Origin of the sequence: Paenibacillus sp. FSL H7-0943, from assembly GCF_037963265.1 — a bacterium.
GTDB lineage: Bacteria > Bacillota > Bacilli > Paenibacillales > Paenibacillaceae > Paenibacillus_AQ > Paenibacillus_AQ odorifer.
In genome coordinates this window covers 4952689-4977552 of record NZ_CP150148.1, presented here as the reverse complement: position 1 = coordinate 4977552, position 24864 = coordinate 4952689, and the positions used below count along the sequence as shown (strand labels likewise).

The window sequence follows — 24864 nt, the reverse complement described above, 5'->3', positions numbered from 1 at the left end:
CTTTTTGGGGTTGAATCTTATTTTTTCACTTCTGTAACACCAGTTACTTTTCCTTGATCGGATGAATTAAAGGTGGATTTATATTGATCGTTTGCGAAGTAGACATTGCCTTCAACGGTTGCGTTCACCAGGGTAAATCCATCCGCTTCTACGTATACATCTCCAATAAAAGTGCCGCCTTGGATGCGGGCGTTTTTACTCTTGATGGTCAATTTTGGAGCAGTCAGTTTAAAGGAGTTGGTGATGTTGTGATCCGCATCTTGTGTGTATAGAGCAATTTTTCTGGCGGGTTCCTCTTTATTCATGAATTCTCCATCCACCACGAGATCTTCGGTGAAGGTTAAGTCTTTAAGTGTGGCAGCAATCCAGGTTCCTTCTGGACTGATGGCGCGTTTGAAGGCTTCTTCATTATCTACTACGGAAGCTGAGGTTACAGCATCTGTGGTGTTATTTTGATTATTAGCCGTGCCTGTATTATTAGTGGTTCCCGCATTATTCGTGTTCTCAGGAGTGCTTGTTGCAGTAGCATTATTGGCATTGTTTGTTGCATTTCCACATCCGACCATTAACACAAAAGCAAATACCGCAGCAACACTTGCTATCTTTCTCATCTGTATAACCTCCCTAAGTAATTGTACTGATATCCTTCGAGCTTACTATAGAGTGATTAGTTAGTAATTTACCAATCAATCTACAAATGGTAATATAGGCCTGGACATCTCTGGCGTATAGTATGACCTGAAAAATGTGATTTATCCGATGAATTCACGAGCAATATGGATTACAATAAGTACAGGCAGTAGAAAAGGAGCATTATCCATGGCCAAACAGAAATATTATGTAGTCTGGGAAGGTAAACAACCGGGAGTCTATAGCACTTGGGCAGAATGCCAGGCACAGACAGATCATTATACCGGTGCAAAATATAAATCCTATGAATCCAAAGCAGCAGCTGATGCGGCATATAAAGCGGGCTGGAAGGGGAATTGGGGAACAGGGGCAGCTGGTGCAGCAAAGTCTAAGGGGACTAGTTCTTTTAAACGCAGTGCTACAGTAGAGACCTCTGAGGAGATTGATTACAACAGTATTTCAGTAGATGTGGGGACTCGTGGTAATCCGGGGCCTGTTGAATATAAGGGTGTAGATACACAAACGGGAGATATCATTTTCTCCTGTGGTCCGATCAAAAAGGGCACTAATAATTTAGGTGAATTTTTAGCGATTGTTCATGCCTTGGCGTTGTTGAAGAAAGAGGGAAGCGATAAAACGGTCTACAGTGATTCTGTAAATGCAATGAAATGGGTGAAGCAGAAGAAGGTGGCAACAACCTTGCCGCGCGATTCTTCAACAGAGGAAATTTGGGTGCTTATTGATCGGGCAGAGCGTTGGTTGCAAACCAATACATATGACAATAAGGTGCTCAAGTGGCAGACCAAAGAGTGGGGCGAGATCAAAGCGGATTATGGTCGGAAATAAAAAAGCTATATCGCTATGGTTTCGGTTAAAGGAGGAGTTTGGGGATGTTTGGCAACGATTGGGATGAGGTATTGCAGGATGAAATGCAAAAGCCCTATTTTCTAAAATTAATGGACGCACTAACACAAGAATATAAGGAACATAACGTTTATCCGCCCAAAGAATTATTGTTCACAGCATTGAAATTAACGCCTTATAAGGAGACCCATGTAGTTATTTTAGGTCAAGATCCTTATCATGGTCCCGGACAAGCGCACGGACTAAGCTTCTCTGTCAATCCGGGGGTACGTATCCCTCCGTCACTGCGCAATATTTATGCAGAGCTGAAGGAGGACGTCGGTGTGCCTGTTCCGAACCACGGCTCTTTGCTGCACTTAGCAGAGCAGGGAGTGTTGTTGCTGAACACCGTGCTGACGGTACGTGAAGGTGAGGCTGGTTCGCATAAAGGTCTGGGCTGGGAGACATTCACAGACACTATTATGCAAAAGCTAAATGAAAGATCTACGCCTATGGTGTTTATATTATGGGGAAGTCATGCGCAGAAAAAAGGCGCCTTCATCGATCAAAGCCGGCATAAGGTGCTGCAATCGCCTCATCCAAGCCCACTTTCATCGCATCGTGGATTTTTTGGCAGTCGTCCGTTCTCAAAGGCCAACCAATTTTTAGAGTCGCAGGGGTTGGCAGGAATAGATTGGTTCATTCCGGACTTATAATTTATGGAGTGATGCGAAGGGGAGGTAGCTATGAAGCATTGGGTAGGTAAACCCGTTATAATGTACTGCGGGGAGAAACCTTATACCATTATGAAGGGAATCCTGCGCAAATGGGACCTTTCCGCATCGGTGGCGGTGATTGGCCATCAGGAAATTGCTGTGCCGTTTCGGGATATTGTTGTTATTAAGGCTCTGGCTCCAAAAGAAAGAGCGCTGCCTCCAGTTCTCCATTCCGTGGGTTATGTGATGAGAGATCGGCAGCAATTTGACAATGCAGTGTATTTTAAATCGGCGGTTAGCGTCTGGAAAGAAGATCAGCTTATTGCCTTTAATACGATTATTACCTCACATACGAAAGGTTCAGTTACTCTTCAGAACGGCCAAAACCTGATGAAGGGCAATCACATCTTTGTAGTTCGTTCTTTACGAGGATGATTTCAGGCACCTGTAAAGAATAAAAAAGGGTACGACTCCGAGTGATTGGAGACGTACCCTTTTTTATTTTATAGTTAAGCTCCGCCCGTTCGCGAAGTAATTCGCAACCGTTATAGCTCCTCTTTTTTGATAGGCTCAGCTTCATCTATCCGGTCTGCAATAATAATCTCATACACGCGCAGGAAAACAATTTTTATAATCATATAAACAGGGAGCGCAATAAGAACTCCGATAATACCGTAGAAGTCTCCACCTATAAGGACAAGGATGACCGTAGTCAGTGGATGAACATCCAATGATTTTCCGTAAATAATCGGTGAGAGTACATTATCCTGGATCTGCTGGGCAATGAAGATTACAACCAGGGACCATATGGCCATCGTCGGTGATTCAATGAAACCCACTATAATTACCGGAATCGCTGCTAAGAATGATCCCACATATGGAATGAAGTTAAGGGGCACTGAAATTACGGCGAGCAACAGGGAGTAAGGCAGTCCGATGATAAGGAACCCTATATATAACATAATACCGAGTACGACATTTAGCACCACGCGTGTGACGATGAAGCTGCTTAAGGCGCTGTCGATATCTCCAAACATCTCTTGCCCTTCCTTACGATATTTTCTCGGAATTAAGCCTTGAAGCTTAGGCGATAGCTTATAGTCATCTTTTAGCATGTAGTACAGAATGATGGGCAAAGTTGCGATTAACACTACAATGCTGGAAACAACGCCAATCAAATTGGACATGGAATTGGTAACCCAGGTAATAGTATCGCTAAGAAATTCTGATAAACGGGCCGCGACGTCAGAGTCCCCTTTGAAAAAACGCGAAAGTGTCGGATTCTCCCTCAATGCATTGAACTGATCCTGCAAACCTTGCACGAGGTAAGGAGTGTTATCAATAAAGTTCTGAATTTGTTCTTGCAGTGTCGGCCAGACTAGAATCCAGAAGAGAACGAACAAGCCGGCAATCAGAAAATAAATGAGCAGGATGGAGAACGCCCGGTTTAATTTTCTTTTCTCAAGGATTCTTACTAACGGACGCAGCAGGTAGTACATGAACCCTGATAACATCATAGGAACAAGTAATAATTTGAAAATGGCACCCAGTGGGGCGAAGAGAAACATTACTTTGGAGCCTAAGTACAAAATCAGTAAAAAGGCGATAATAGCAAGGCTTGTCCGAAAATACTTCTGTTGTGGCAATAAAAACATCCCCCAAAATTCAAATTTATGTCTATGTAGTTTAATAACCCTAATTTACAAGTATTGATTCAAAAGCGGGCAATTCCTTTTAGGTAGTTCTTGGCATACCCATATAGAGGTTCTAGTTACAAAGGTTACGCCAAGTAAAAAGTTCGCAATTTAACAAGGGGATATAACTATTTCTCTGCTTTTTCACAGATTATCTTGACTTTCGTCTATGAGATTTTCTAGTGGATAAAGTGAAGATTTCAGGAACTACATCTTCGCCTCCGGTTTCTTTGGTAACTTGTCTTGCTTTAACAAGAGATAAAAAGGAAAAAATCTCACCTAAGGCTACAAGTCCAGCTGCGATGATCTCATAATCCTCAGCGCTAAGTTCTGCGGATTCCACTGGATTATTGTTATTGGTGGTCCCATTCTTATTAGCATTGCTGTTGCCTTTATTTCTCCCGCTGTTTCTTCCATTGGCCATTTCTGATCACCCGCTTTTCCCGGTATGTATTATTAATATGTTATAAATGCCGCATATGAGATAGGCAATTCGGATGTAATTTTGCACTGTCTCTTTTTAGCACTTTACACAGGATGAAAACGCTGTTAAAATCATAAACGAGCACAAACGATCAATAACGGTCATATATAATCAATTAACGGTCAAGAAAATTCATAGATGAGCGCAAGGAATTGCACAGGTCGCGCTGTCACATAAAGGAGCGAGCCACGATGATGTTTGAGGAAGAGAGAAAACAAAAAATCGTGCTTTTTGTGGAAAAAAACTCAAGAGCTTCTGTACAGGAGCTAAGTCAGGAAATGGGCGTATCTGAGTCTACTGTGCGCCGTGATCTGAAGGAGCTGGAAGAAGCCAAGCTATTAAAGCGTACTCATGGCGGAGCGGTTTCCCTGCAGAGCGTCAATTTTGAGGCGGCTTATCCTGATAAGGAAGACCATTTATTGGATGAGAAGCAACGGATTGCCCGTAAGGCCGTGGAGATGATTCAGGAGGGGGACGCAATACTGCTTGATGCAGGAACAACAACACTGCAGATTGCCAGAGAGCTGAAGAACTTTTCGAATATCAAAGTCATTACGAACTCGATTATGGCGCTGAATGAGCTGCGGGATTGCCGCAATATCGAAGTCTCAATTACAGGCGGTATGCTTCGCCCGGATACAATGGCTTTTGTTGGACCGATGACAGAACGTTCCTTAGATATGGTGAGAGTAGATAAAACTTTTCTTGCCACTAATGGACTGGATTTGCGGGAAGGCATCACAACTCCGAACATGTTAGAGGCAGCTACAAAACGCAAAATGATCGCAGTCGCCAAGCAAGTTATTCTACTGGCAGATCACAGTAAGCTGGGGCAGATATCCTTTAGCAAGGTTGCAGAGGTGACGGAAATGGATCATTGCATTATAGATTCAGGAGCGTCTGACAAATTCATCCGTGAGATCACGCAATTGGGTGTGGATTTCACGCTGGTATAAATTTTATATAGGATAAGCAATTATGAATTACCGTGTGATCGTTTGGAGAAATTACAGATGCCGTACTTGTGATCGGTAATCTATGGCTTAGAAAACCAACATAATTGAGGGATAATCATGATCTATACTGTAACGCTTAATCCTTCCATTGATTATATCGTGGAAGTGGAAGATTTGAGACTGGGTGACTTGAACCGGATGAAACGTGATTTGAAGCTTCCGGGAGGGAAGGGAATTAACGTATCCCGAGTGCTTAATCAGCTTGGGGTTCAGAATAAGGCTATGGGATTCCTTGGAGGCTTCACCGGCCGATATATTGAGGATTGGTTACACGAAGAGTCAATTTCAAGCGATTTCGTGTTTGTTTCCGATGATACGCGGATTAACATCAAGCTCAAGCATGGAGAAGAAACGGAGATTAACGGTGTTGGACCCGTCATTCATGATCCTGAAGCCGACGCACTATTGCAAAAGCTGGCTGCTCTGAACGCGGAGGATGTAGTGATTTTGTCGGGAAGCGTTCCCCCATCACTGGGTGCAGATTTCTATGACAAGCTTATAGCTGTGTGCAAACAGAGCGGAGCGGAATTCGTCATTGACACTACTGGTGCTGCACTTCAAAAAGCACTGGCGTATCAGCCATTGCTGGTTAAACCGAACCATCATGAGCTCGCAGAGCTATTCGGCGTAACCATAGATACGAGGGAAGAGATCATTACTTATGGACGCAAGCTGCTGGATGCAGGAGCGAAAAATGTACTGGTTTCCATGGCGGGTGAAGGGGCTTTGTTCATTACGGAGCAAGGGGTATACCACGCCAACGCACCATCAGGTAAAGTGAAAAATTCTGTAGGTGCAGGAGATTCCATGATCGCTGGTTTTGTAGGGACACTGTCTTTGACAGGAGACTTGTTGGAGGCGTTCCGTGCAGGCGTTGCCTCGGGCAGTGCAACCGCATTCTCTGATGACTTAGCGGACAGAGAATTCATTGAACAGCTGAGACCGCTGATCCAAATCTCAGAAGTGTAAGCCGACAGCATTCAAAGTACTTAAGGGAGTTGAGCATGATGAGAATAACGGATTTAATGATAAAAGAAACGATGATCATGGATCTAAAAGCTACAACTAAGGAAGCTGCAATTGATGAATTGATTGCGAGTCTTGCTGCAAGTGGCCGAATTAATGATCCGATCCTTTTTAAAGAGATGATTCTGAAGCGCGAAGAGCAGTCCAGCACTGGGATTGGCGGCGGCATTGCAATGCCGCACGCTAAGACTAAAGCGGTAAATGAAGCGACGGTTGTATTTGCTAAGAGCGCAAAGGGAGTGGAGTTTGAATCCCTTGATGATGAGCCAGCACGTATCTTCTTTATGATTGCCGCTCCAGAAGGAGCAGGCAATATGCATCTTCGTACACTGGCCTCATTGTCCAGACTACTGATCGATAGCGAGTTCATTGAACAGCTTATGAATACTCAGACTCCTGACGAGGTATCAGCTTTGTTTGATGCCAAGCAGGCGGAAGGTGAAGCTAAGGAGAAAGAGAACGAAGCCCCTGAAACTGCCGCGAAGTCAGAGCCTGAACGTGTAATCGTGGGCAACCCGGATTCCCAAGCTTTTGTCGTAGCTGTAACTGCTTGTCCTACAGGCATTGCACACACTTTTATGGCTGAAGATGCCCTTAAGAAAAAAGCTCTGGAAATGGGAGTTAATATCCGTGTAGAGACGAATGGTTCAGAAGGGGCCAAAAACGTACTTACTCCTGATGAGATTCGGCGTGCAAGCGGTGTAATTGTTGCAGCTGATAAAAAGGTGGAAATGGCCCGTTTTGACGGTAAACCTGTACTGCAAAGACCTGTAAGTGATGGCATCCGTAAGTCGGAAGAGCTTATTCGTAAAGCTATGAATGGGGAAGCGCCGATCTATCACAATGAAGGTCGCGGTGGCAATGACGAAGGGTCTAAAGAGAAATCTGGCAGTATCGGCAGTAAAATATATAAAGACTTAATGAATGGGATCTCCCACATGCTCCCATTTGTAGTCGGTGGCGGTATTCTGCTAGCAATCTCCTTCCTGATTGAACAAGTAGGTGGAGCAGATCATCCGCTGTTCCAGTTACTGCAGACAATCGGTGGCGGAGATGGTGCCTTCCATTTCCTAATCCCAGTCCTTGCTGGATTTATAGCGCTCAGCATTGGTGATCGTCCGGCTCTGATGCCAGGTATGGTTGGGGGTTACATGGCCTTGAATTCCAACGCTGGGTTCCTCGGCGGGCTGGCTGCTGGTTTCTTGGCGGGTTATGTAATTATCGGACTACGTAAAGTATTTGCAGGTCTGCCTAAAACACTTGACGGACTGAAGCCGATCCTGTTATATCCGGTATTCGGGCTTCTAATTACCGGTGGATTGATGTATTACCTGTTCGATCCGGTCTTTAGCTGGATCAATGTAGGGCTGATTGATTGGCTTAATGATCTTGGAACTGTTAATGCTGTTATTTTGGGTCTGGTTCTCGGTGGCATGATGGCCATAGATATGGGTGGACCTTTCAATAAAGCTGCTTATACTTTTGCCATCGGTGTATTCACTACCAGTGGCAATACCAACGGCTTCATGATGGCTGCTGTAATGGCGGGGGGGATGGTGCCTCCACTTGCAATAGCACTGGCTTCTACTTTCTTTAAGAATAAATTCACAGAAGAAGAACGTAAATCAGGCTTAACGAACTATGTGCTGGGCTTATCGTTCATTACGGAAGGGGCCATTCCATTCGCCGCAGCCGATCCGCTTCGTGTCCTAACCTCTTGTATTCTTGGTTCGGCCGTTGCTGGAGGTCTTACACAGCTTTGGAATATCAACGTGCCGGCTCCGCATGGCGGGATCTTTGTAGCTGCCCTTTCAAGCCACGCGCTGTTGTTCCTCTTAGCTGTTCTGATCGGTTCGGTCATCTCCGGATTGATGCTCGGATTATGGAAGAAACCGCTTGAAGCAAAGTAACTTTATAAATAAATTGAACTGCTGGGTACCAGAATTTTTATTCTGGCACCCAGCAGTTTTTGTATGGACATTAATCACCCACCTCCTCGCCCATAGGTAGATTTATCTCCATAAATGAGGTTTAATTTTATATAATTGAAAATATATATAATCAGAAGGAAAAGGAGCGAGCGAGATGATATTACATAAGGGGGAAGTCTTGTTCCGCCAAGGAGACAGCTGTGATTTTTTATTTAAGGTAAAAAGCGGGCTGTTCAAGGTCACAAGACTTCATGAGAATGGGAACATGGTGTTATTCAACATCCTGTATCCCGGTGAGATGGTTCCCCATCATTCACTCATTTCGCCAAAGGAGGCGCATGGAACGGCAGTTGCGATGATGAAGAGCGAGGTGGAGGCAGTTCCATCAGCAGAATGGTATCAACAACTGCGGGATGATTCTGGTCAAGCGATGGAAATCGCCAGACTGCTTCAGGAGAAGGTACGGTTTATGCAGACACGGCTGGATCATCTTACTGTAGGTACACCTGCAGAACGTATGGAATTGCTAACCCGCTGGTTTAATGACTACTCTCATGGCGCAGCGCTAACAGAGTTATTGACCCAGGAAGAAATAGGACAATTGATCGGTGTAAGACGTGAAACAATCAACCGTTTGCTGCGGAGTACAGAGTGATTCCTGCTTTTTTCTGGCAAACTGTTTAGAGTAGGGTGGCTCCGTGGTATAATGTAAACAGAACTTATCAAATTAGAGAAAGGATCAGGATACCATGTGTCCCCGAAGGACGATTCCCCAAAGGACGATTTGGAAACGTTATGATCTGTCTTATACTTAGCTTCCCTGTAGAAGGTGCGTAAACCGTTGTTACTTGACGAACCGCCTCTGCGAGGGGAAGGAGTATATATATGCGAAGGAGCAATACCTCCGGTTTTACCCGTCGTAGAGGTTGGTGGGACGTCTAGCCGCCATATACGATAAGGGGAGACCTGTATGAGGAACCACAATTACGGAGTGAATGTACTGCTCCGATTGACAGTCATTTTGTTTGGAACATTTTTGCTTGCATTTACTTATTATCACATCAATTTTCAGAATCATTTGTCAGAGGGCGGATTCGTAGGATTATCGCTGCTTGGCAAATACGTATTAGGAATTTCACCTTCGATTTCAACTCTGCTTCTAGACGTTCCAGTACTCTTGATAGCATGGATGTTCAAAGGGAAAGCGTTCGTGTGCAACACTTTTGTTTCTGTAGGAGCTTTTACAATCTTCTATGGTCTCATGGAACGTTATTCCGGTTTGGTCATCAACTTGCAGGACAATTTGGCATTAGCAGCTCTTTTGTCCGGCGTACTGACAGGTTTAGGAGCGGGAATTATCCTGCGGAGTGGCGGGGCTAGCGGTGGAGACGATATTTTGTCGCTGCTGGTTAGTGAATGGAAGGGAATCAAAGTAGGTACGGTATTCATCATGATGGATGTAATCGTTCTGGCACTATCACTCTTTTATATGCCTGTTAAAGAAACAATGTATACAGTGATGGCAGTAGTCGTAGCCGGCTATGTGATCACCTTTACAACCTCTTTAGGCAAACCAAAGCTAGTGAAGGCGCCAAAGATTCAATCTACACTACGTAAACCGCATGATGGGACGGTAATGTGAAGAAGGCTGGTATAAACAGCTTATTCGGGGATATACTACATTTAAGGTCAGCCAGAGTTTCTGGTTGACTTTTTTTTGCTGGATATGACGTAATTTAAAAGGTGCAGTCCTTAGGAGCGTTGCTCGGACGTTTCGCTCATAACAAAAGGTGACGTACAGTGAAAATCCTGTACGCCACCTTTTAGTTAACTTAAGACTCACTAGTGCTCGTCTTTGAATCGTGTAGAAACATTTGCGGCCAGCTTGTCCTTTTATTTAGCCCACGGCATTCGTGATTGCTTCGCATTCGTCCGAGCAATGACCACTGTGCTGTGTTTCACAGTCCTCACAGCAAATATGCTGAAGATGACAAGCATCGTTAGCACAATTGATAAATTGGTCAGCTGGCTGACCGCAGTGATGGCAACGTCCGACAACGATATCCTCGTCGGTATGATTAATCTGTACGGAAATCCGCTCATCGAAGACATAACATTTTCCATCAAACAGTTGGCCCTGTACCTCAGGGTCTTTACCGTAAGTCACAATGCCGCCATCCAGCTGGTACACCTGTCCAAAACCTTCCTTCATCATAAACCCGCTTAATTTCTCGCAGCGGATCCCGCCTGTACAGTAGGTCAGGATTGGTTTATCCTTAAGGTCGCTCATATTCTCGCGAATCCAGTCCGGGAATTCTTTGAAGCTGTCTACTTCGGGGCGGATGGAGCCGCGGAAATGACCAAGATCGAATTCGTAACCGGTACGACCATCCAGAATCACCACATCGTCGCGCTGCATCATTTCATAGAAATCTTTAGGCGCCAGATGCTTTCCGGTAATCACGTTAGGGTCCAGTTCATCCTCGACCCGGAACGTCACGAGTTCTTTTTTATAACGAACGAAGATCTTTTTGAAGGCATGACCATCAGCCTCATCGATCTTGAAGACGATATCGCTAAACAGAGGGTTTGCGCGCAAATCCTTCATATATTGCTCGGTTTGGGCAACCGTACCTGATAGTGTTCCGTTAATGCCTTCATCTGAGATGAGAATTCGTCCCTTTACATCAAGCTCTTTGCAGTAAGCCAAATGCTCCTGGGCGAATTGTTCTGCATCCGGCACTTTTACAAATTTATAGTATAGCAGAATTGCATATTCCGATTGTGGATTCATTCATTTCACCTTTATCATTAGAATTAGACTACTAAATAAACATTTAAGTATAAAAAGTATTGTAACATATTATCAAGTATTGACAAGAGATGTGGTACAGTAACCTGAAGAAAGCTGGAATAAATAACATTTTTCAGGGATACCGGATTAAGGTCAGCCAGAACCTCTGGTTGATTTTTTTGCTGAATATATGCGGTTTTCATGGATAGTTAGGATTTGCGAAACCGTGAATCGCAACGCACGTATATATTTTCATTCATAAGTCACATGTTGACTTTAATTATAAGGAGGAACTGCGGGATGAGTGCTCATGAGATTGATTATGCCATTATGGGTGAGGAAATACAGTGTGTAGAGGTGCAGCTTGACCCAGGAGAGAGTGTAATTGCCGAAGCCGGGAGCTTCATGATGATGGATCAGGAAATAACAATGGAGACGATATTTGGCGACGGCAGCGGAGGCTCGCGAGGAAGTGGCTTGATGGGGAAGCTGATGGGCGCGGGCAAACGTCTGTTGACAGGTGAAAGCTTGTTTATGACTGTCTTTACACACAGTGGTTCTTATGGACGTAAAAGTGTCACCTTTGCTGCTCCGTACCCAGGCAAAATCATCCCGCTCGACCTGCAGCAATACGGTGGAAAAATCATCTGTCAAAAGGATTCGTTCCTTTGTGCGGCAAAAGGCGTTTCAATCGGTATTGAATTTCAGCGTAAGCTGGGTACCGGCTTTTTTGGTGGTGAAGGTTTTATTATGCAAAAGCTGGAGGGTGACGGACTTTCATTTGTACACTCTGGTGGTTATGTTATGGAACGCACACTTCAACCGGGAGAGACGCTTAAGCTGGACACTGGCTGTCTAGTCGCTATGACGTCTTCGGTGGATTATAATATTGAGTTTGTAAAAGGGGTCAAAACCGCGCTGTTCGGCGGCGAAGGCCTGTTCTTCGCAACGTTGCGCGGACCCGGCAAGGTGTGGGTACAGTCGCTGCCATTCAGCCGAATGGCCGATCGCATCCTGTCCGCTGCTGGCAACAGCGGTCGGAAAGAAGAAGGAAGCGTACTTGGCGGACTCGGCAATCTGCTGGATGGTAGATAAGTCTGCGTGAGCGCATTGCACAGCGTGGAAGTAGAGGATATATAGAATGTGGAGTGAGCGTGTGAAGTGCTGAGTAGATGAGGCAGAGAGCGTGCGAAATATGGAGTGAGCGTGGCATTGCTGAGCATATGAGGCAAAGAGCGTGCGAGATGTGGAGTGAGCGTGGAAATGCTGAGCATATGAGGCAAAGAGCATACGAAATATGGAGTGAGCGTGGAAATGCTGAGCATATGAAGCAGAGAGCGTGCGAAATGTGGAGTGAGCGTGGAAATGCTGAGCATATGAAGCAAAGAGCGTGCGAAATAAGGAACATACGAGGTATACAACATTACAAGAGGACGTGTCGTTTCAGCGGTAGTGCTATAGGGTGTGGTGAAACAAGGGCAGAAATGCCCTTGTTTTGCTGTAAAGGTTTAGTATCGCGTGAGACAAGGGCAAAAGTGCCCTTGATTTGCTCGAATGAGCTAGTGTGGCGCGAAAGAAGGGCAGAAGTGCCTTTGATTTGCACGAATGAGCTAGTGTGGCGCGAAAGAAGGGCAAAAGTGCCTTTGATTTACTCGACACTGTCAAATGTACGGTATAAATCCCGCAGATAGAGCCGATGGAGCACATATAGCCAAATGTACGGTATAAATCCCTTAGAATAGAGCCGATGGAGCATATATAGCCAAATGTACGCTATAAATCCCGTAGAATAGAGCCGATGGAGCACCTACAGTCAAATGAGCGGTATGAATCCCGCAGATAGAGCCGATGGAGCACATATAGCCAAATGTACGGTATAAATCCCGTAGAATGGAGCCGATAGAGCGTATACGGTCAGATGTACGGTATAAATCCCGTAGAATGAAGCCGGTGGAGCACGTACGGCCAGATGTACGGTATAAATCCCGAAGAATGAAGCTGGTGGAGCAGTTGCGGCTAAATGTACGGTATAAATCCCGTAGAATGGAGGCGATGGAGCGTATACGGTCAGATGTACGGTATAAATCCCGCAGATGAGCTACTCCAACAAGTAATAAGTTACTTATGTTCGATGGGATATCACCGTTCGGCGTCTGCAATATCAACTTTAAATTGTCCTCCACTACTGTTACTGCTACCACCACCACTACACTACACTATCACCACTCCTGTATCTTTAAACCAATTTATAGTTTGTTAGAGCCGTATGAGCTATGCTCATTTACGGTTTTTTATGTTTTTGTAAGTAATGGTTGGCCGAAGTAGATGACCACTCAGGTAGGATTGGGATAGTTTAATTGATAACTATATAATACCAGCTCATGAGTAGCAGGTTCAGGTATGATGTGTTCAACACTATATCGTACTTTGGAGGAATGTATATTGGTAATGGACGTGGAATTTGGCAAGGAAATTGAGAGTGCTATTTGTTGGGCTAAGGAGCGGCTGGGGTCGCAGGAGTATCCGCTGCGTTGTCTTGCTTTTGTTGAAGATGCATATGAAAGAAGCAATGGGATCGAAATGTGGGGAGGCAGCGATGCACGCGAATCCGCAGAGCTGTACGATGCGCACAAGAATACCGGGGCTCCGCCAGCTGGCGCGTTTGTTTTTTATGCTTGCTCAGGGTTGGTGGACGGTGAGTTTAAGGATTGGGGGCATGTAGCTTTGGCCCTTGGGAATGGCGAGGCCATTCATGCCTGGGATAAAGTTAGGATAGATCACTACATGGAAATTTGCCATCTGCAAGCTGCTCCGGGCTGGAGCCAACCAGAACTTATCGGCTGGGCACCTGTAGAGAGAGTTCTTGCCGGGATTCAGAAGAAACAATGGGACTAGTTGATATCCTTAAACCTAAATTATCCAAGAACCCAGAAGGTGCCGTAAACAGGTGCTTCATGGGTTCTTTTTTCTTCCTTCCGATTTGACTAACCCTATGCACGGTGTATATATTATTTGGCAGACCCCCTTATATTGTTAAGGCTGGACCGGAGGCATGATATGTTCAAAATATTTATTATAGAAGATGACCGTGGACTTGTGGCTTTGCTGCAGGATTATTTACATAAGTTTGGATATGAAACGCAGGCGGTGAGTGATTTTGAGCGGGTCCGCACTCAGTTTGAGGCGTTCACGCCACATCTGGTACTCCTTGATGTTAATTTGCCCAAATATGATGGTTATTACTGGTGCCGCCAGATTCGCGGAATTTCAACCTGCCCTATTCTTTTTATATCTGCCCGCGATGGCAAAATGGACCAAGTAATGGCGCTGGAAAATGGAGCCGACGATTATATCACTAAGCCTTTTGATTACGAAATCGCGATGGCCAAAATCAAAAGTCAGCTGCGGCGCGCCTACGGCACCTATGCCGGTGGGAATAATGAACGCACACTAAACGTTGCCGGAATGACGCTGGATGTAGAGCGGCTAATCCTTACCCGAGGCGAAGCTAAAGTGGACTTAAGCCACACGGAAGCCAAGATACTAGATGAGCTAATGCAAAAATCAGGCGTCATCGTTACCCGGGACAGGCTGCTCGAAAAAATCTGGGATGATCAAGCCTTCGTGGATGAAAATACCTTAAATGTATATGTTACACGTGTACGCAAAAAACTTGCCGCTCTCGCTATCACAGATGGACTACAAACCGCGCGCGGTCAAGGCTATCGTTTGATTCCGAATTGGGGGGATGAGGAATGAAGTTGTTATTACGGGAACAGTTCCCCCTGATCGTGGTCTATCTAGCCCAGCTAGTCCTGATCACATTAGTGTACCGGCTGGATGGAGGCAGCGGTCTGAATGTAAGTTTATATGCCGCGCTGCTCAGCACTTGTCTACTGATTGGCTACCTCGCTTACCGTTACGTCACCAATCGCACGTTCTATGAACGTTTGGAGACTACGCCCTCCTCTCTCGATGAGGCAGGTGGCCCTACACAGGATTCTCCGCTAGCCGTAAGCTTGCGAGGTTTACTGGGGTCGCAATTCCGCCTCTACAAAAATGATTTGCACAGCTACCGCCACAAATTAGAAGAGCATATTCACTTTATTAATCAATGGGTACATGGCATGAAGACGCCGTTGTCTGTCATTCATCTGATCATTCAGGATAAGGATGGCCCTCCTTTTACGGCAATTGGTGATGAACTGGATCGTCTGAAAAAAGGACTGGATACCGTGCTTTATACGGCCCGTCTGGATACTTTCGAGCACGATTTTTATGTGGAACGGCTGAATTTGGAGACCATCGTACGTGGTGTGACCTCTGAGCAGAAGCGTCTTTTTATTCGAAAAAGAGTATTTCCAGCTATACAAATAGATGAACAGATTACCGTAACCACGGATGAAAAATGGCTCACTTTTGTCCTTACGCAGCTGATTACGAACGCTGTACGTTATACGACAGAAGAGGGCAAACATGTTTATTTCCAAGGGATGGTCACGGAAGATAAGCAGACTGTGCTTGAGATCCGGGATGAAGGAGTAGGCATACCAGCAGGAGATCTACCGCGTGTGTTCGATGCTTATTTTACCGGGGTGAATGGACGAACCTTCCAGGAATCTACGGGGATGGGTTTATATCTCGTGAAGCAGATCTGCGGCAAACTTGGACATGAGGTGAGTATCCGTTCCGAAGAAGGAAGCGGGACCACCGTGCGGATTGTATTTAGGGAGCAGCATATAACAAACCTTACAAATGTGTAAGGGCATTGTAAGTTTCAGAAATAGCAGCCTATGTGTACACTTTGTATAATGAAGGCAATCCAGTCGAAAGAAGGAGAGGTAACACTTGCCCATTCTAGATGTTCATAATTTATCAAAAATATATGAGGGTAAAGTGTCCACTCAGGCGCTGAATCATATCCGCTTTTCTGTAGAAAAGGGGGGGTTTGTTGGCATAATGGGTCCATCCGGGAGCGGGAAAACAACGCTGCTCAACACGATTGCCACCATCGACCAACCGACCTCCGGTCAGATTCTGATCAACGGCCGAGATCCTAATCTGCTTAGCAGAAAAGAAAAGGCGCTTTTTCGCCGTCATGAGCTAGGCTTCGTCTTTCAGCATTTTAATCTACTGGATACGCTCACTGTAGAGGAAAACATCGTATTACCTTTGACGCTTGCAGGTGCTCGTGTCCCAGAGATGGAGAGCAGGCTGAAAGAGGTCACTACCTTGCTTGGCATCGAACATTTGTTGAAGAAGCGCACGTATGAGGTCTCAGGCGGACAAATGCAGCGGGCGGCTATCGCCCGGGCGATGATTCATCGTCCAGCGTTAATTTTGGCGGATGAGCCCACAGGCAATCTGGATTCCAAAGCCTCAGGGGAAGTCATGAATATGTTGACAGAGGTGAATAAGGGAGAAGGAGCTACGGTGCTGATGGTTACGCATGACGCAGTGGCTGCGAGCTTTTGCAACCGGGTCATCTTTATTAAAGACGGACGTTTCTATAGTGAAATGTACAAGGGCAGTAATAGAGGCGCTTTCTTCCAAAGTATTATTGATATGCTGTCTCTGCTTGGGGGAACCAGCCATGACCTTTCGGCAATTCGCTTATAGGAATGTAACACGTAATAAACGCAAATATGCCGCTTATTTTGTCGTCAGTGCTTTTTCGGTGATGATCTTTTTCGTGTGCGCTTTGTTTATTTACCATCCGGATATTTCAAAGAGCTTAATTTATAGTACGGCGGCTCATACGATGATGGTGGCAGAGGCAATTATTTATGTCTTTTGTTCTTTGTTCGTACTCGTATCCGTTGGATCCTTCCTGCAGTCGCGCAAGATGGAGTTCGGAATTTTATTGATGCATGGAATGACGAAGAGACAGCTGAACACCATGGTTTTTCTGGAAAATATGATGATCGGCACCTCTGCCATCCTGACAGGTACCCTTCTCGGGTTACTTCTGGGCAAATTATTTTTGATGATCGGATCTACTTTTTTGGGAATTCCCCTGTTAACCTTTCATCTCCCATGGCAGGCACTTGTGCTTACGATTTGCAGCTTCGTGTTATTGTTTTTTCTGATATCACTTTGCACCTTTGTTTTTATCGGCAATGAGTCACTGATGCGTCTGTTTCAGGGAGAGCGTAAGGCAGAAGAAGAACCCAAAGTATCCTTTGTATTATCTATTATTTCTGCTGTACTGCTGATCAGTGGTTATTATATGGCGGCTACTGCAAAAGCTGCTTCCGTAGAGAAAGTCATGTTTCCGGTCGTTGCGATTACGGTTATCGGGACGTATCTCTTTTATACCCAGCTAAGTATTTGTTTGGTTAAGCTGCTTAAGGACATTCGGCGCTTGTATTGGCATCGTACGAATATCATCACTTTATCCGGTTTGTCCTACCGCTGGAAAGAGAACGGCCGAATGTTTTTTATGGTGACGATTGTATCCGCAGTCTCCTTCACTTCCGTAGGGGTATTTGCATCGATACATACACTTTCCAGAGAGCTGAAATTGGATTATCCTGCAGCAGTGGGTTATGTAGCCAAAGGAAATCAGACGGGTGTACCCTTTGATCAGCATCTGAACGAAATTAAGGAAGAGCTCAAGACGCACGGACTCCCTTATGAGGCGCTTAGTATCCCGATTAAATATGCTGAGGTCGAAGCTCAGACTGGACCCGATCGCACTTTACGCCTTCCCTTGATTGCTTTCAGTGATTATAATCTCGCCCTGCAACGTGCAGGTTTCACAACGGCTGAGCGTGCTCTGGTGGGCAACGAAGGTCTGGTGATGATTGGTTCGCAGCGGGATCGCAGTTTAACAGAAGGCAGAGTAAAAGCGGTCTATTCCTTGCAGCAAGGACTTGTCATTAAAGAAATAGGTTATACCGAGCAAGTCCCCATTGCCGAATATTTATTGCCGGAGCTGGATGGTAGAGATGGCGGGGATTTTAGTGGTGTCGTGATCAGTGACGAGCTTTACAGTGCTATTGATCCCGTGCAGACGGATCTTTATACAGGTTTTTATGTAGAGGATTTTCCGCAGACGGTAGGTATCGCAGCTGATCTTGCCCATAAAGGCAAACAGTCCTATGAAAGTGATTCTCCGTATGCGATTGTGATCAGCGGCACGCTGTTTGAACTTCAGAAAACATTGTATAACACAATGCTTTTTGCTTCCTTGCTGGTGGGTACTGTCTTTTTTATTGCGGCAGGCAGCTTTCTTTACTTCCGGTTATATACCGATCTTGATCATGATCGCAATCAATATTCCACTTTGTCCAAGATGGGGCTTACGGATAAAGAACTCAATCGAATAGTTACGATTCAGCTGTCTTTGTTGTTTTTTGTGCCGGTCGGAATAGCTATTTTACACAGTGTGTTTGCCTTTATTGCGCTTCAACGGTTGTTCTACTTATCTATCGCAACGGAGACAGGCGCGGTGTTACTCGGATATTTGGCTGTTCAAGGACTATACTTCTTTTTTATTCGCAGCCGCTATTTACGCAACCTGAAGAAGAACTTGATATGAGAAATGGGGGTAACAAGATGCAAGCATGGATTACAGATTTTATGGAGCAGTTTGGTTACTTCGGTATTTTTCTGATGCTGGCCTTTGAAAATATATTTCCACCAATTCCTTCAGAAGTGATCCTGCCCTTTGGAGGATTTATGACGACTACGACGAGCTTGACGATCCCTGGTGTAATCATTGCTGCCACGGCTGGCTCACTACTGGGTGCAGTAATTCTCTATTATATTGGCCGATTATTGGATGTGAGCCGGTTAGAGAAACTGGTTGAACGCTGGGGGGGCCTAATTCGCGTCACTAAAAAAGATATCCACAAGGCTGACGCCTGGTTTGATAAATATGGCTACTGGACTGTATTGTTTTGTCGGATGGTTCCGCTGGTCCGCAGTCTGATTTCGATTCCGGCGGGAATGTCGGGCATGAAATTTGGAGTATTTATGATCTTCACAACGATTGGCACATTGGGATGGAATTTGCTGCTTGTGCTTATTGGCGCGGCATTGGGCGAATCCTGGGAAGACATTGCCATGTACATGGATGTGTACTCCAATGTAGTCTATGTACTAATTGCTGGCGGATTAGTTATCCTTGGGTTTCTGTACTTCCGCAAACGCAGCCGGAGAATGAACACTGAGGGCTAAGCGGGTAGAGGACTGATAATAGAAATGACTATTAAAAAGGAGGGAAACACATGGAGCTATTAACGATTATTAAAGCCATTATTTTGGGGCTTGTTGAAGGTTTAACCGAATTTGCTCCAGTATCCTCCACGGGTCATATGATTATTGTTGATGATATGTGGCTGAAATCACAGGAGTTATTTGGACAATATACGGCAAATACCTTCAAAGTAGTTATTCAACTGGGTTCAATATTAGCGGTTGTTGTGATTTTTAGAAATCGGTTCATTGATTTGTTAGGCTTAAAGCGTTTCAGCCGTAAGCAGTTGGATCCTGTAACAGAGGAGCTACCGCAGTTGGAGCAGGGCGGGCATCTCAAGCTGACTCAGGTTCTGGTAGGGTTAGTGCCTGCAGGTGTGTTAGGTGTTCTGTTTAATGATTATATTGATGAGCATTTATTCTCTACCTCAACAGTGTTAATTGGTCTAGTGATTGGGGCTGTATTAATGATTATTGCCGATCTGTTTGGGCCGAAGAAGATCAGAACTGAGAGTGTAGATCAGATTACATACAAACAGGCACTTGGTGTAGGTCTTGTACAGTGTTTTTCGTTATGGCCTGGATTTTCACGCTCGGGCTCGACGATTTCTGGTGGCGTACTTCTCGGGATGAGCCATCGTGCCGCTGCTGATTTTACGTTTATTATGGCAGTACCCATCATGGCAGGTGCCAGTCTGTTGTCACTGATGAAAAACTGGCAATATTTCACCATGGATGCATTGCCGTTTTTTATCGCAGGCTTTATTAGTGCCTTCCTATTTGCGCTGTTATCGATGCGATTCTTCTTAAAACTGATCAATCGTATCAAGCTCTTACCGTTTGCTATATACCGTATAATTCTTGCTGCTGTAGTATATTTCGTATTTTTCTAAGTCCGTTATAAGGAATCGATATAACAGAAGTCCCAGTAATCTATTGCAGATTGCTGGGGCTTTCACGTATGATGACATCAGATTAAGACACTCAAATGATGAATGATATCGGAGACAGGTGCTGACCGGAAAATAGTAATTCGGTAGGCTTAATAGGGAAATTCGGTTCGAAGCCGATGCGGTCCCGCCACTGTAACGGAAGAATCTCGAGCAACAGAGGTCACTGGCAATTTACTACTGCTGGGAAGACTGCTCAAGATGTTGACGCCGCTAGCCAGGAGACCTGCCTGTTTCAACAGCACTGCTTCACCTACGGAAGATAGGGAGGTGTTAGACGTTAACCATGGGTATATCATGGGCGTCTTTCCCTTTGACTTTTTTAGGGAAGGGCGCTCTTTTTTATAGGAAAGCAAGTAGCTTTGGAGTTTGAAATAAGAGATGGAAGAGGGAGTGTATCGAGATGACGAATAAAGTAAAAGTAAGCAATCTTGGATATCCGAGAATCGGAAAGAACCGCGAATGGAAAAAGACACTGGAAGCCTACTGGCAGGGGAAAATAAATGAGGAGCAATTCCGCTCCGAAATGGCAGCAATTCAGCTGCAGCATTTGAAGACCCAGCAAGAGGCAGGAATTGAGCTTATTCCGGTAAATGATTTTACTTTTTATGACCATGTGTTGGATACGGCTGTTATGTTTGGAATTGTACCTCCACGGTACACGTATGATGGCGGCGACATCGGGCTTGATCTTTATTTTGCAATGGCCCGTGGTAATGCTGAGGCTACTGCCTGTGAGATGACCAAATGGTTCAATACGAACTATCACTATATCGTTCCAGAGATCGGCACACAAACACCACGCCTGACTGAAAATAAACCTCTAGCGGCTTATCGTTTTGCTAAATCGCAGGCAGGGATTGAAGGTAAACCGGTACTTTTAGGTCTGTATACCTTCCTTAAGCTGTCCAAAGGTTACGCAGCGGCAGATATCGCCAAGATTGCTGCACGTTTTGTTCCAGTCTATGTTCAACTGCTACAGGAACTGAAGCAAGAAGGGGTAAGCTGGGTACAAATCGATGAGCCAGCGATTGTTACAGGCATAAGTAAAGAAGAATTAACACTGCTTAACTCGATATACACAGAAATTGCCGGCTCCGTGCCGGGCTTGAATATTATTTTACAGACGTATTTCGAAGCTGCTGAACCGTTGGAGGCACTGCTAGAGTTGCCTGTTCAAGGCTTGGGTCTTGACTTTGTGCACGATGGTGGAGCGAATCTGGCTTCTATCGAACGTCTTGGCTGGCCGAAGGACAAATGGCTGGGTGCCGGAATTATTGATGGACGGAACATCTGGCGTTCCGATTTAGACGCTAAGCTGCAACTGGTAGAAAAGCTCAGCGTTCATGTGCCGCTTGATCGTCTTATTCTTCAGCCTTCTTGCAGTCTGCTGCATGTCCCAGTCACCGTTCAAGGTGAGGTGAAGCTGAAGGCGACAGTTAAGAATGCGTTAGCTTTTGCCGATGAGAAGCTTGCAGAGCTTAGTTTGCTCGGAGCAGCCCTCGCAGATAAAGGAGAAGCTGCTAAAGCAGCGCTGGCCGCTAGTCGTGAAGCTATTGCAGCATTCCGCGCACTACCTGAGCGTGGTCGTAAGGATGTGGCGGAGCAAGTGCTTGCACTTGCAGCTTTGCCGGACCAACGCAGTTTGCCTTTTGCTGAACGCTTAAAGGTGCAGCAAGAGAAATGGCAGCTTCCACTTCTGCCAACCACTACAATTGGTAGCTTCCCGCAGACAGTAGAAGTGCGTCAGGCGAGATTGAAATGGCGTAAAGGGGTCTGGAATCAGGAGCGTTATGATGGATTTGTTCGTGAGCAGATCGCGGATGCAATTACCTTCCAAGAAAAGCTAGGTCTGGATGTTCTGGTCCACGGTGAGTTCGAGCGTACAGATATGGTGGAGTTTTTCGGAGAAAAGCTGGACGGATACTTGTTTACTAGTAATGGCTGGGTTCAATCCTACGGTTCCCGTTGCGTTAAGCCACCGGTGATCTACGCGGATGTTGCATTTATACAGCCTATGACTGTTAAAGAAAGTGTCTATGCACAATCGTTGACGAAGCTTCCGGTTAAAGGAATGTTGACGGGTCCTGTAACTATCCTCAATTGGTCATTTGTACGTGATGATCTCAGCCGGGAAGAGGTAGCCAATCAAATTGCTCTTGCCCTTCGCCATGAAGTAAAAGCGTTGGAAGATGCAGGCATCGAAATGATTCAAGTGGATGAGCCGGCTATACGTGAAGGACTTCCGCTTAAGGCAGAAGACCGTGAGCATTACCTGAACTGGGCAGTGAAGTCGTTCCGCGTTGCTACGAACCATGTGAAGGCTACGACACAAATTCATACGCATATGTGCTATAGCGAATTCAATGACATGATCGATTCCATATCGGCTATGGATGCTGATGTAATCTCCATTGAGACTTCACGTAGCCATGGGGAGCTGATTATCAGCTTTGAGGAGCAGGCCTATGATAAAGGAATCGGTCTTGGAGTGTATGACATCCATAGCCCGCGGGTTCCGGCTGTAGAAGAAATGACGGCGAATATCGATCGTGCGCTGCGGGTGCTGGACCCTGAACAGTTCTGGATTAATCCGGATTGCGGTCTGAAAACACGTGGCTGGCAGGAGACAGAGGATGCACTACGTAACATGGTAAGCGCTGCTGCTATTGCGAGGGAAAAGTCAGGGGTTATTGCATCAAAATAGACATAAATAAATTAGAGCCAGGGTAATTTACCCTGGCTTTTTAGTTCACTTATTTTTTTATAATCAGCTACTTGATAATAATTCTCAATCTTGTTAGAATGAAAAAGAAAAAGAAGGAACCGTGGAGGGTCCCTTCAGGCATTTACTTATTTACTTTCGAAAGTTTTGCAATCTGTTTCTTCTGCGCGTTTTGGTTCTTGGGAGCTGTGGAAAGCTACGAAGATCGATTCAGCGCTGCATTTGTTCTCTTCTGCCCAGTGGGTGCAGGAGTTAACTTCACAAACTACGTCTTTTGCCATGAGGGTTCACCTCCCCTTATAGTAATTGATAGTATCATTCAATGAACGGCTCTGTTCAGCAAGGTGGAGCTTGTCTCAACAAAGCCGTGTCACGCCCTCATTCATTATGAATAGAGGGTATTTGGCTTTTTTTACTAGGTTAGACGTGGTAATTGTACCAAATAATGAGTTTGTAAGCAAATGAGTTCTTTAACTTTCGGGTCACCTTCCCACATCAAAAATATGTCCAATAAGAGCCGCAGAAATGCGGCTTTTTGTGTATTCAACATGAAAAACCAAAAGAAATTTACCGGAATTCCATATTCCAGTGCAACCTTCCAAGTTTTGGGGCGTTATAGAAATGAGAGACGGAAGAGATCTGTACAGAACATGACATTCCGTAACGTTACAATGCTAGGGATAACCACTACACTTTTGGAGGAATGAGAATGCGCAAATGGGGTCTGCATTACTTATGTTTATTAATTCTTGCGGTGGTATTGGCAGGTTGTGGCTCGGGTGATAACAATTCGGCGGCAGACAAATTAGCTGGTGACGGCGGAAATACGAGTAATTCTGCTGCAGCAACCACTGAGCAATCTTCGAAAGCTACATTAGCGGATAAGAGCACCTCAGCAGAAGCTGAGACAGCAGCGGGAGGCAACGAAGCCCCAGTTGAAAAAGGTTTGACATCAGAGAACACGGATCAAGGGAACGCGGGATTCACGGGCAGTGATGTCGTGGAAGGGTTGAACAAGAAGCTAATCTATCATGCCAATCTGACTATGGAAGTAGAAGATTACGGTAAAGCTCAGACTGAAATCCGCAACATGGTAACGATGGCTAAAGGATATATTATAGAGTTTAACGAAAACATGTCGCAATATGAGCAAGGAGGGACGTTTATCCTTAAGGTGCCTGCCTCCGGGTTCTCTCCTTTTCTGAATAATTTGGAAAAAGTAAAACACGAATCGCTACAGCGCAGTATTCAAGGTCAGGATGTCTCGGAGGAGTATGTTGATCTGGAGTCGCGTCTAAAGGCAAAGCAGTTAATGGAAGCTCAATACACAGAGTTTATGAAAAAAGCAACGAAATCAAGTGATCTGGTCGCCTTTGCAAACGAGCTTGGTTCGATTCAAGAAACGATTGAGCAGATCAAAGGCAGAATGCGATATATAGATCAGAACGTATCCTTTTCAACGGTAGAGCTTAGAGTGTACCAGACGGATGAGAGCTTAGCCGTGAAGGAAAAGGCAGAGCAAGGTCCATTGCTAGAACGGGCATCGGATGCTTTAAAAGGAAGCCTGAACGCACTATCTGTTATGTTTCAGTGGATTTTTGTAATTCTTGCAGGCGCATTGCCGATTCTAATCGGTGCGGGCATTATTTTAGCCATCGTTTGGTTTGCCCGCAAAAATATCCGTGCACGACGGGAGCAGCAGACCCAGCGGATACGGCAGGAAAATCGGGAACTGAACAAGGAGGTACTCCCTGGACCAGCAGAGCCAAAGGTGACAACCTCAATAAAGGATAAGAAAGCTAACGAGGACGAGAATAAAGAATAAGCTTCTATGAATTAAAAAGCCTCCAATT

General features: G+C 45.3%; 24 protein-coding genes and 1 riboswitch. Of the genes, 18 read left to right on the top strand and 6 right to left on the bottom strand.

The window, feature by feature from the left end:
• Positions 1-17: 17 nt before the first annotated feature.
• Positions 18-611 carry a hypothetical protein gene (locus NSQ55_RS21880; protein WP_076130242.1) on the bottom strand — a complete coding sequence of 198 codons (594 nt, stop codon included), beginning with the start codon at positions 609-611 and terminating at the stop codon, positions 18-20.
• Positions 612-819: 208 nt separating this feature from the next.
• On the opposite strand from NSQ55_RS21880, the gene NSQ55_RS21875 reads away from it, so the two are divergent.
• Genes NSQ55_RS21875 through NSQ55_RS21865 form a run of 3 tightly spaced genes read left to right on the top strand, consistent with a single transcriptional unit; the run spans position 820 to position 2624 of the window.
• The gene (locus NSQ55_RS21875; RefSeq protein WP_076184205.1) at positions 820-1476 is read left to right on the top strand and encodes a ribonuclease H family protein; all 657 of its coding nucleotides are present in this window, start codon (positions 820-822) and stop codon (positions 1474-1476) included.
• 44 nt (positions 1477-1520) lie between these two features.
• A complete protein-coding gene (gene ung, locus NSQ55_RS21870) occupies positions 1521-2189 on the top strand; it encodes a uracil-DNA glycosylase (protein WP_076304671.1) in 669 nt (222 codons plus the stop codon).
• Between the two features lie 30 nt (positions 2190-2219).
• A complete protein-coding gene (locus tag NSQ55_RS21865) occupies positions 2220-2624 on the top strand; it encodes a hypothetical protein (protein WP_036683006.1) in 405 nt (134 codons plus the stop codon).
• A 110-nt stretch (positions 2625-2734) separates the two neighbouring features.
• Here NSQ55_RS21865 and NSQ55_RS21860 read toward each other — a convergent pair whose 3' ends face one another.
• Positions 2735-3844, bottom strand: a complete 1110-nt coding sequence (locus NSQ55_RS21860) for an AI-2E family transporter (RefSeq protein ID WP_076134547.1) — start codon at positions 3842-3844, stop codon at positions 2735-2737.
• 190 nt (positions 3845-4034) lie between these two features.
• Positions 4035-4307 (bottom strand): hypothetical protein, encoded by a 273-nt coding sequence (locus NSQ55_RS21855; protein WP_076130246.1) that lies wholly within the window; start codon positions 4305-4307, stop codon positions 4035-4037.
• Between the two features lie 251 nt (positions 4308-4558).
• Here NSQ55_RS21855 and NSQ55_RS21850 point away from each other — a divergent pair, with 251 nt between their 5' ends.
• From NSQ55_RS21850 to NSQ55_RS21830, 5 genes are all read left to right on the top strand, one after another.
• Positions 4559-5323: a DeoR/GlpR family DNA-binding transcription regulator gene (locus NSQ55_RS21850; protein WP_339169081.1), complete on the top strand. Its 765-nt coding sequence runs from the start codon at positions 4559-4561 to the stop codon at positions 5321-5323.
• A gap of 117 nt (positions 5324-5440) precedes the next feature.
• Positions 5441-6352 (top strand): 1-phosphofructokinase, encoded by a 912-nt coding sequence (gene pfkB, locus NSQ55_RS21845; RefSeq protein ID WP_076279191.1) that lies wholly within the window; start codon positions 5441-5443, stop codon positions 6350-6352.
• A gap of 38 nt (positions 6353-6390) precedes the next feature.
• Positions 6391-8319 carry a fructose-specific PTS transporter subunit EIIC gene (locus NSQ55_RS21840; protein WP_339174574.1) on the top strand — a complete coding sequence of 643 codons (1929 nt, stop codon included), beginning with the start codon at positions 6391-6393 and terminating at the stop codon, positions 8317-8319.
• A 175-nt stretch (positions 8320-8494) separates the two neighbouring features.
• Positions 8495-8995 (top strand): Crp/Fnr family transcriptional regulator, encoded by a 501-nt coding sequence (locus NSQ55_RS21835; protein ID WP_076134543.1) that lies wholly within the window; start codon positions 8495-8497, stop codon positions 8993-8995.
• 315 nt (positions 8996-9310) lie between these two features.
• A complete protein-coding gene (locus NSQ55_RS21830) occupies positions 9311-9982 on the top strand; it encodes a YitT family protein (protein WP_076130250.1) in 672 nt (223 codons plus the stop codon).
• A gap of 255 nt (positions 9983-10237) precedes the next feature.
• Here NSQ55_RS21830 and NSQ55_RS21825 read toward each other — a convergent pair whose 3' ends face one another.
• The gene (locus NSQ55_RS21825; RefSeq protein WP_076277386.1) at positions 10238-11134 is read right to left on the bottom strand and encodes a rhodanese-related sulfurtransferase; all 897 of its coding nucleotides are present in this window, start codon (positions 11132-11134) and stop codon (positions 10238-10240) included.
• A gap of 300 nt (positions 11135-11434) precedes the next feature.
• Here NSQ55_RS21825 and NSQ55_RS21820 point away from each other — a divergent pair, with 300 nt between their 5' ends.
• Positions 11435-12229 carry a TIGR00266 family protein gene (locus NSQ55_RS21820; RefSeq protein WP_038572584.1) on the top strand — a complete coding sequence of 265 codons (795 nt, stop codon included), beginning with the start codon at positions 11435-11437 and terminating at the stop codon, positions 12227-12229.
• A gap of 638 nt (positions 12230-12867) precedes the next feature.
• Here the strand turns inward: NSQ55_RS21820 and NSQ55_RS21815 are convergent.
• Entirely contained in the window at positions 12868-13299 is a 432-nt protein-coding gene (locus NSQ55_RS21815) for a hypothetical protein (protein ID WP_339169075.1), read from the bottom strand.
• Between the two features lie 235 nt (positions 13300-13534).
• On the opposite strand from NSQ55_RS21815, the gene NSQ55_RS21810 reads away from it, so the two are divergent.
• The 8 genes from NSQ55_RS21810 (at position 13535) to metE (ending at position 22993) form a co-directional block, all read left to right on the top strand.
• Positions 13535-14029 carry an NlpC/P60 family protein gene (locus NSQ55_RS21810; protein ID WP_339169072.1) on the top strand — a complete coding sequence of 165 codons (495 nt, stop codon included), beginning with the start codon at positions 13535-13537 and terminating at the stop codon, positions 14027-14029.
• A 162-nt stretch (positions 14030-14191) separates the two neighbouring features.
• Positions 14192-14893 (top strand): response regulator transcription factor, encoded by a 702-nt coding sequence (locus NSQ55_RS21805; RefSeq protein ID WP_076184197.1) that lies wholly within the window; start codon positions 14192-14194, stop codon positions 14891-14893.
• A complete protein-coding gene (locus tag NSQ55_RS21800) occupies positions 14890-15897 on the top strand; it encodes a sensor histidine kinase (RefSeq protein WP_076130702.1) in 1008 nt (335 codons plus the stop codon). Before NSQ55_RS21805 ends, NSQ55_RS21800 begins: the two co-directional genes overlap by 4 nt.
• A gap of 85 nt (positions 15898-15982) precedes the next feature.
• Positions 15983-16753 carry an ABC transporter ATP-binding protein gene (locus tag NSQ55_RS21795; RefSeq protein WP_339169069.1) on the top strand — a complete coding sequence of 257 codons (771 nt, stop codon included), beginning with the start codon at positions 15983-15985 and terminating at the stop codon, positions 16751-16753.
• Positions 16728-18677, top strand: a complete 1950-nt coding sequence (locus NSQ55_RS21790) for an FtsX-like permease family protein (protein ID WP_339169067.1) — start codon at positions 16728-16730, stop codon at positions 18675-18677. The genes NSQ55_RS21795 and NSQ55_RS21790 overlap by 26 nt, the downstream gene beginning before the upstream one ends.
• 17 nt (positions 18678-18694) lie before the next feature.
• A complete protein-coding gene (locus tag NSQ55_RS21785) occupies positions 18695-19318 on the top strand; it encodes a DedA family protein (RefSeq protein WP_036682974.1) in 624 nt (207 codons plus the stop codon).
• Positions 19319-19368: 50 nt separating this feature from the next.
• On the top strand, positions 19369-20229 hold the full coding sequence (locus tag NSQ55_RS21780; protein ID WP_076184194.1) for an undecaprenyl-diphosphate phosphatase: 861 nt from the start codon (positions 19369-19371) through the stop codon (positions 20227-20229).
• Between the two features lie 99 nt (positions 20230-20328).
• Positions 20329-20535: riboswitch (cobalamin riboswitch) on the top strand.
• Positions 20536-20689: 154 nt separating this feature from the next.
• Entirely contained in the window at positions 20690-22993 is a 2304-nt protein-coding gene (gene metE / locus NSQ55_RS21775; RefSeq protein WP_339169064.1) for a 5-methyltetrahydropteroyltriglutamate--homocysteine S-methyltransferase, read from the top strand.
• Positions 22994-23139: 146 nt separating this feature from the next.
• Here metE and NSQ55_RS21770 read toward each other — a convergent pair whose 3' ends face one another.
• Positions 23140-23292 carry a DUF1540 domain-containing protein gene (locus NSQ55_RS21770; RefSeq protein WP_076098619.1) on the bottom strand — a complete coding sequence of 51 codons (153 nt, stop codon included), beginning with the start codon at positions 23290-23292 and terminating at the stop codon, positions 23140-23142.
• A 428-nt stretch (positions 23293-23720) separates the two neighbouring features.
• On the opposite strand from NSQ55_RS21770, the gene NSQ55_RS21765 reads away from it, so the two are divergent.
• A complete protein-coding gene (locus tag NSQ55_RS21765) occupies positions 23721-24836 on the top strand; it encodes a DUF4349 domain-containing protein (protein WP_175619032.1) in 1116 nt (371 codons plus the stop codon).
• Positions 24837-24864 lie beyond the last annotated feature (28 nt).

Excerpts from the sequence above, each read along its gene's own strand:
- NSQ55_RS21880 (WP_076130242.1), bottom strand. The coding sequence starts at position 611 with ATGAGAAAGATAGCAAGTGTTGCTGCGGTATTTGCTTTTGTGTTAATG.
- NSQ55_RS21875 (WP_076184205.1), top strand. The coding sequence starts at position 820 with ATGGCCAAACAGAAATATTATGTAGTCTGGGAAGGTAAACAACCGGGA.
- ung (WP_076304671.1), top strand. The coding sequence starts at position 1,521 with ATGTTTGGCAACGATTGGGATGAGGTATTGCAGGATGAAATGCAAAAG.
- NSQ55_RS21865 (WP_036683006.1), top strand. The coding sequence starts at position 2,220 with ATGAAGCATTGGGTAGGTAAACCCGTTATAATGTACTGCGGGGAGAAA.
- NSQ55_RS21860 (WP_076134547.1), bottom strand. The coding sequence starts at position 3,844 with ATGTTTTTATTGCCACAACAGAAGTATTTTCGGACAAGCCTTGCTATT.
- NSQ55_RS21855 (WP_076130246.1), bottom strand. The coding sequence starts at position 4,307 with ATGGCCAATGGAAGAAACAGCGGGAGAAATAAAGGCAACAGCAATGCT.
- NSQ55_RS21850 (WP_339169081.1), top strand. The coding sequence starts at position 4,559 with ATGATGTTTGAGGAAGAGAGAAAACAAAAAATCGTGCTTTTTGTGGAA.
- pfkB (WP_076279191.1), top strand. The coding sequence starts at position 5,441 with ATGATCTATACTGTAACGCTTAATCCTTCCATTGATTATATCGTGGAA.
- NSQ55_RS21840 (WP_339174574.1), top strand. The coding sequence starts at position 6,391 with ATGAGAATAACGGATTTAATGATAAAAGAAACGATGATCATGGATCTA.
- NSQ55_RS21835 (WP_076134543.1), top strand. The coding sequence starts at position 8,495 with ATGATATTACATAAGGGGGAAGTCTTGTTCCGCCAAGGAGACAGCTGT.
- NSQ55_RS21830 (WP_076130250.1), top strand. The coding sequence starts at position 9,311 with ATGAGGAACCACAATTACGGAGTGAATGTACTGCTCCGATTGACAGTC.
- NSQ55_RS21825 (WP_076277386.1), bottom strand. The coding sequence starts at position 11,134 with ATGAATCCACAATCGGAATATGCAATTCTGCTATACTATAAATTTGTA.
- NSQ55_RS21820 (WP_038572584.1), top strand. The coding sequence starts at position 11,435 with ATGAGTGCTCATGAGATTGATTATGCCATTATGGGTGAGGAAATACAG.
- NSQ55_RS21810 (WP_339169072.1), top strand. The coding sequence starts at position 13,535 with ATGATGTGTTCAACACTATATCGTACTTTGGAGGAATGTATATTGGTA.
- NSQ55_RS21805 (WP_076184197.1), top strand. The coding sequence starts at position 14,192 with ATGTTCAAAATATTTATTATAGAAGATGACCGTGGACTTGTGGCTTTG.
- NSQ55_RS21800 (WP_076130702.1), top strand. The coding sequence starts at position 14,890 with ATGAAGTTGTTATTACGGGAACAGTTCCCCCTGATCGTGGTCTATCTA.
- NSQ55_RS21790 (WP_339169067.1), top strand. The coding sequence starts at position 16,728 with ATGACCTTTCGGCAATTCGCTTATAGGAATGTAACACGTAATAAACGC.
- NSQ55_RS21785 (WP_036682974.1), top strand. The coding sequence starts at position 18,695 with ATGCAAGCATGGATTACAGATTTTATGGAGCAGTTTGGTTACTTCGGT.
- NSQ55_RS21780 (WP_076184194.1), top strand. The coding sequence starts at position 19,369 with ATGGAGCTATTAACGATTATTAAAGCCATTATTTTGGGGCTTGTTGAA.
- metE (WP_339169064.1), top strand. The coding sequence starts at position 20,690 with ATGACGAATAAAGTAAAAGTAAGCAATCTTGGATATCCGAGAATCGGA.
- NSQ55_RS21770 (WP_076098619.1), bottom strand. The coding sequence starts at position 23,292 with ATGGCAAAAGACGTAGTTTGTGAAGTTAACTCCTGCACCCACTGGGCA.
- NSQ55_RS21765 (WP_175619032.1), top strand. The coding sequence starts at position 23,721 with ATGCGCAAATGGGGTCTGCATTACTTATGTTTATTAATTCTTGCGGTG.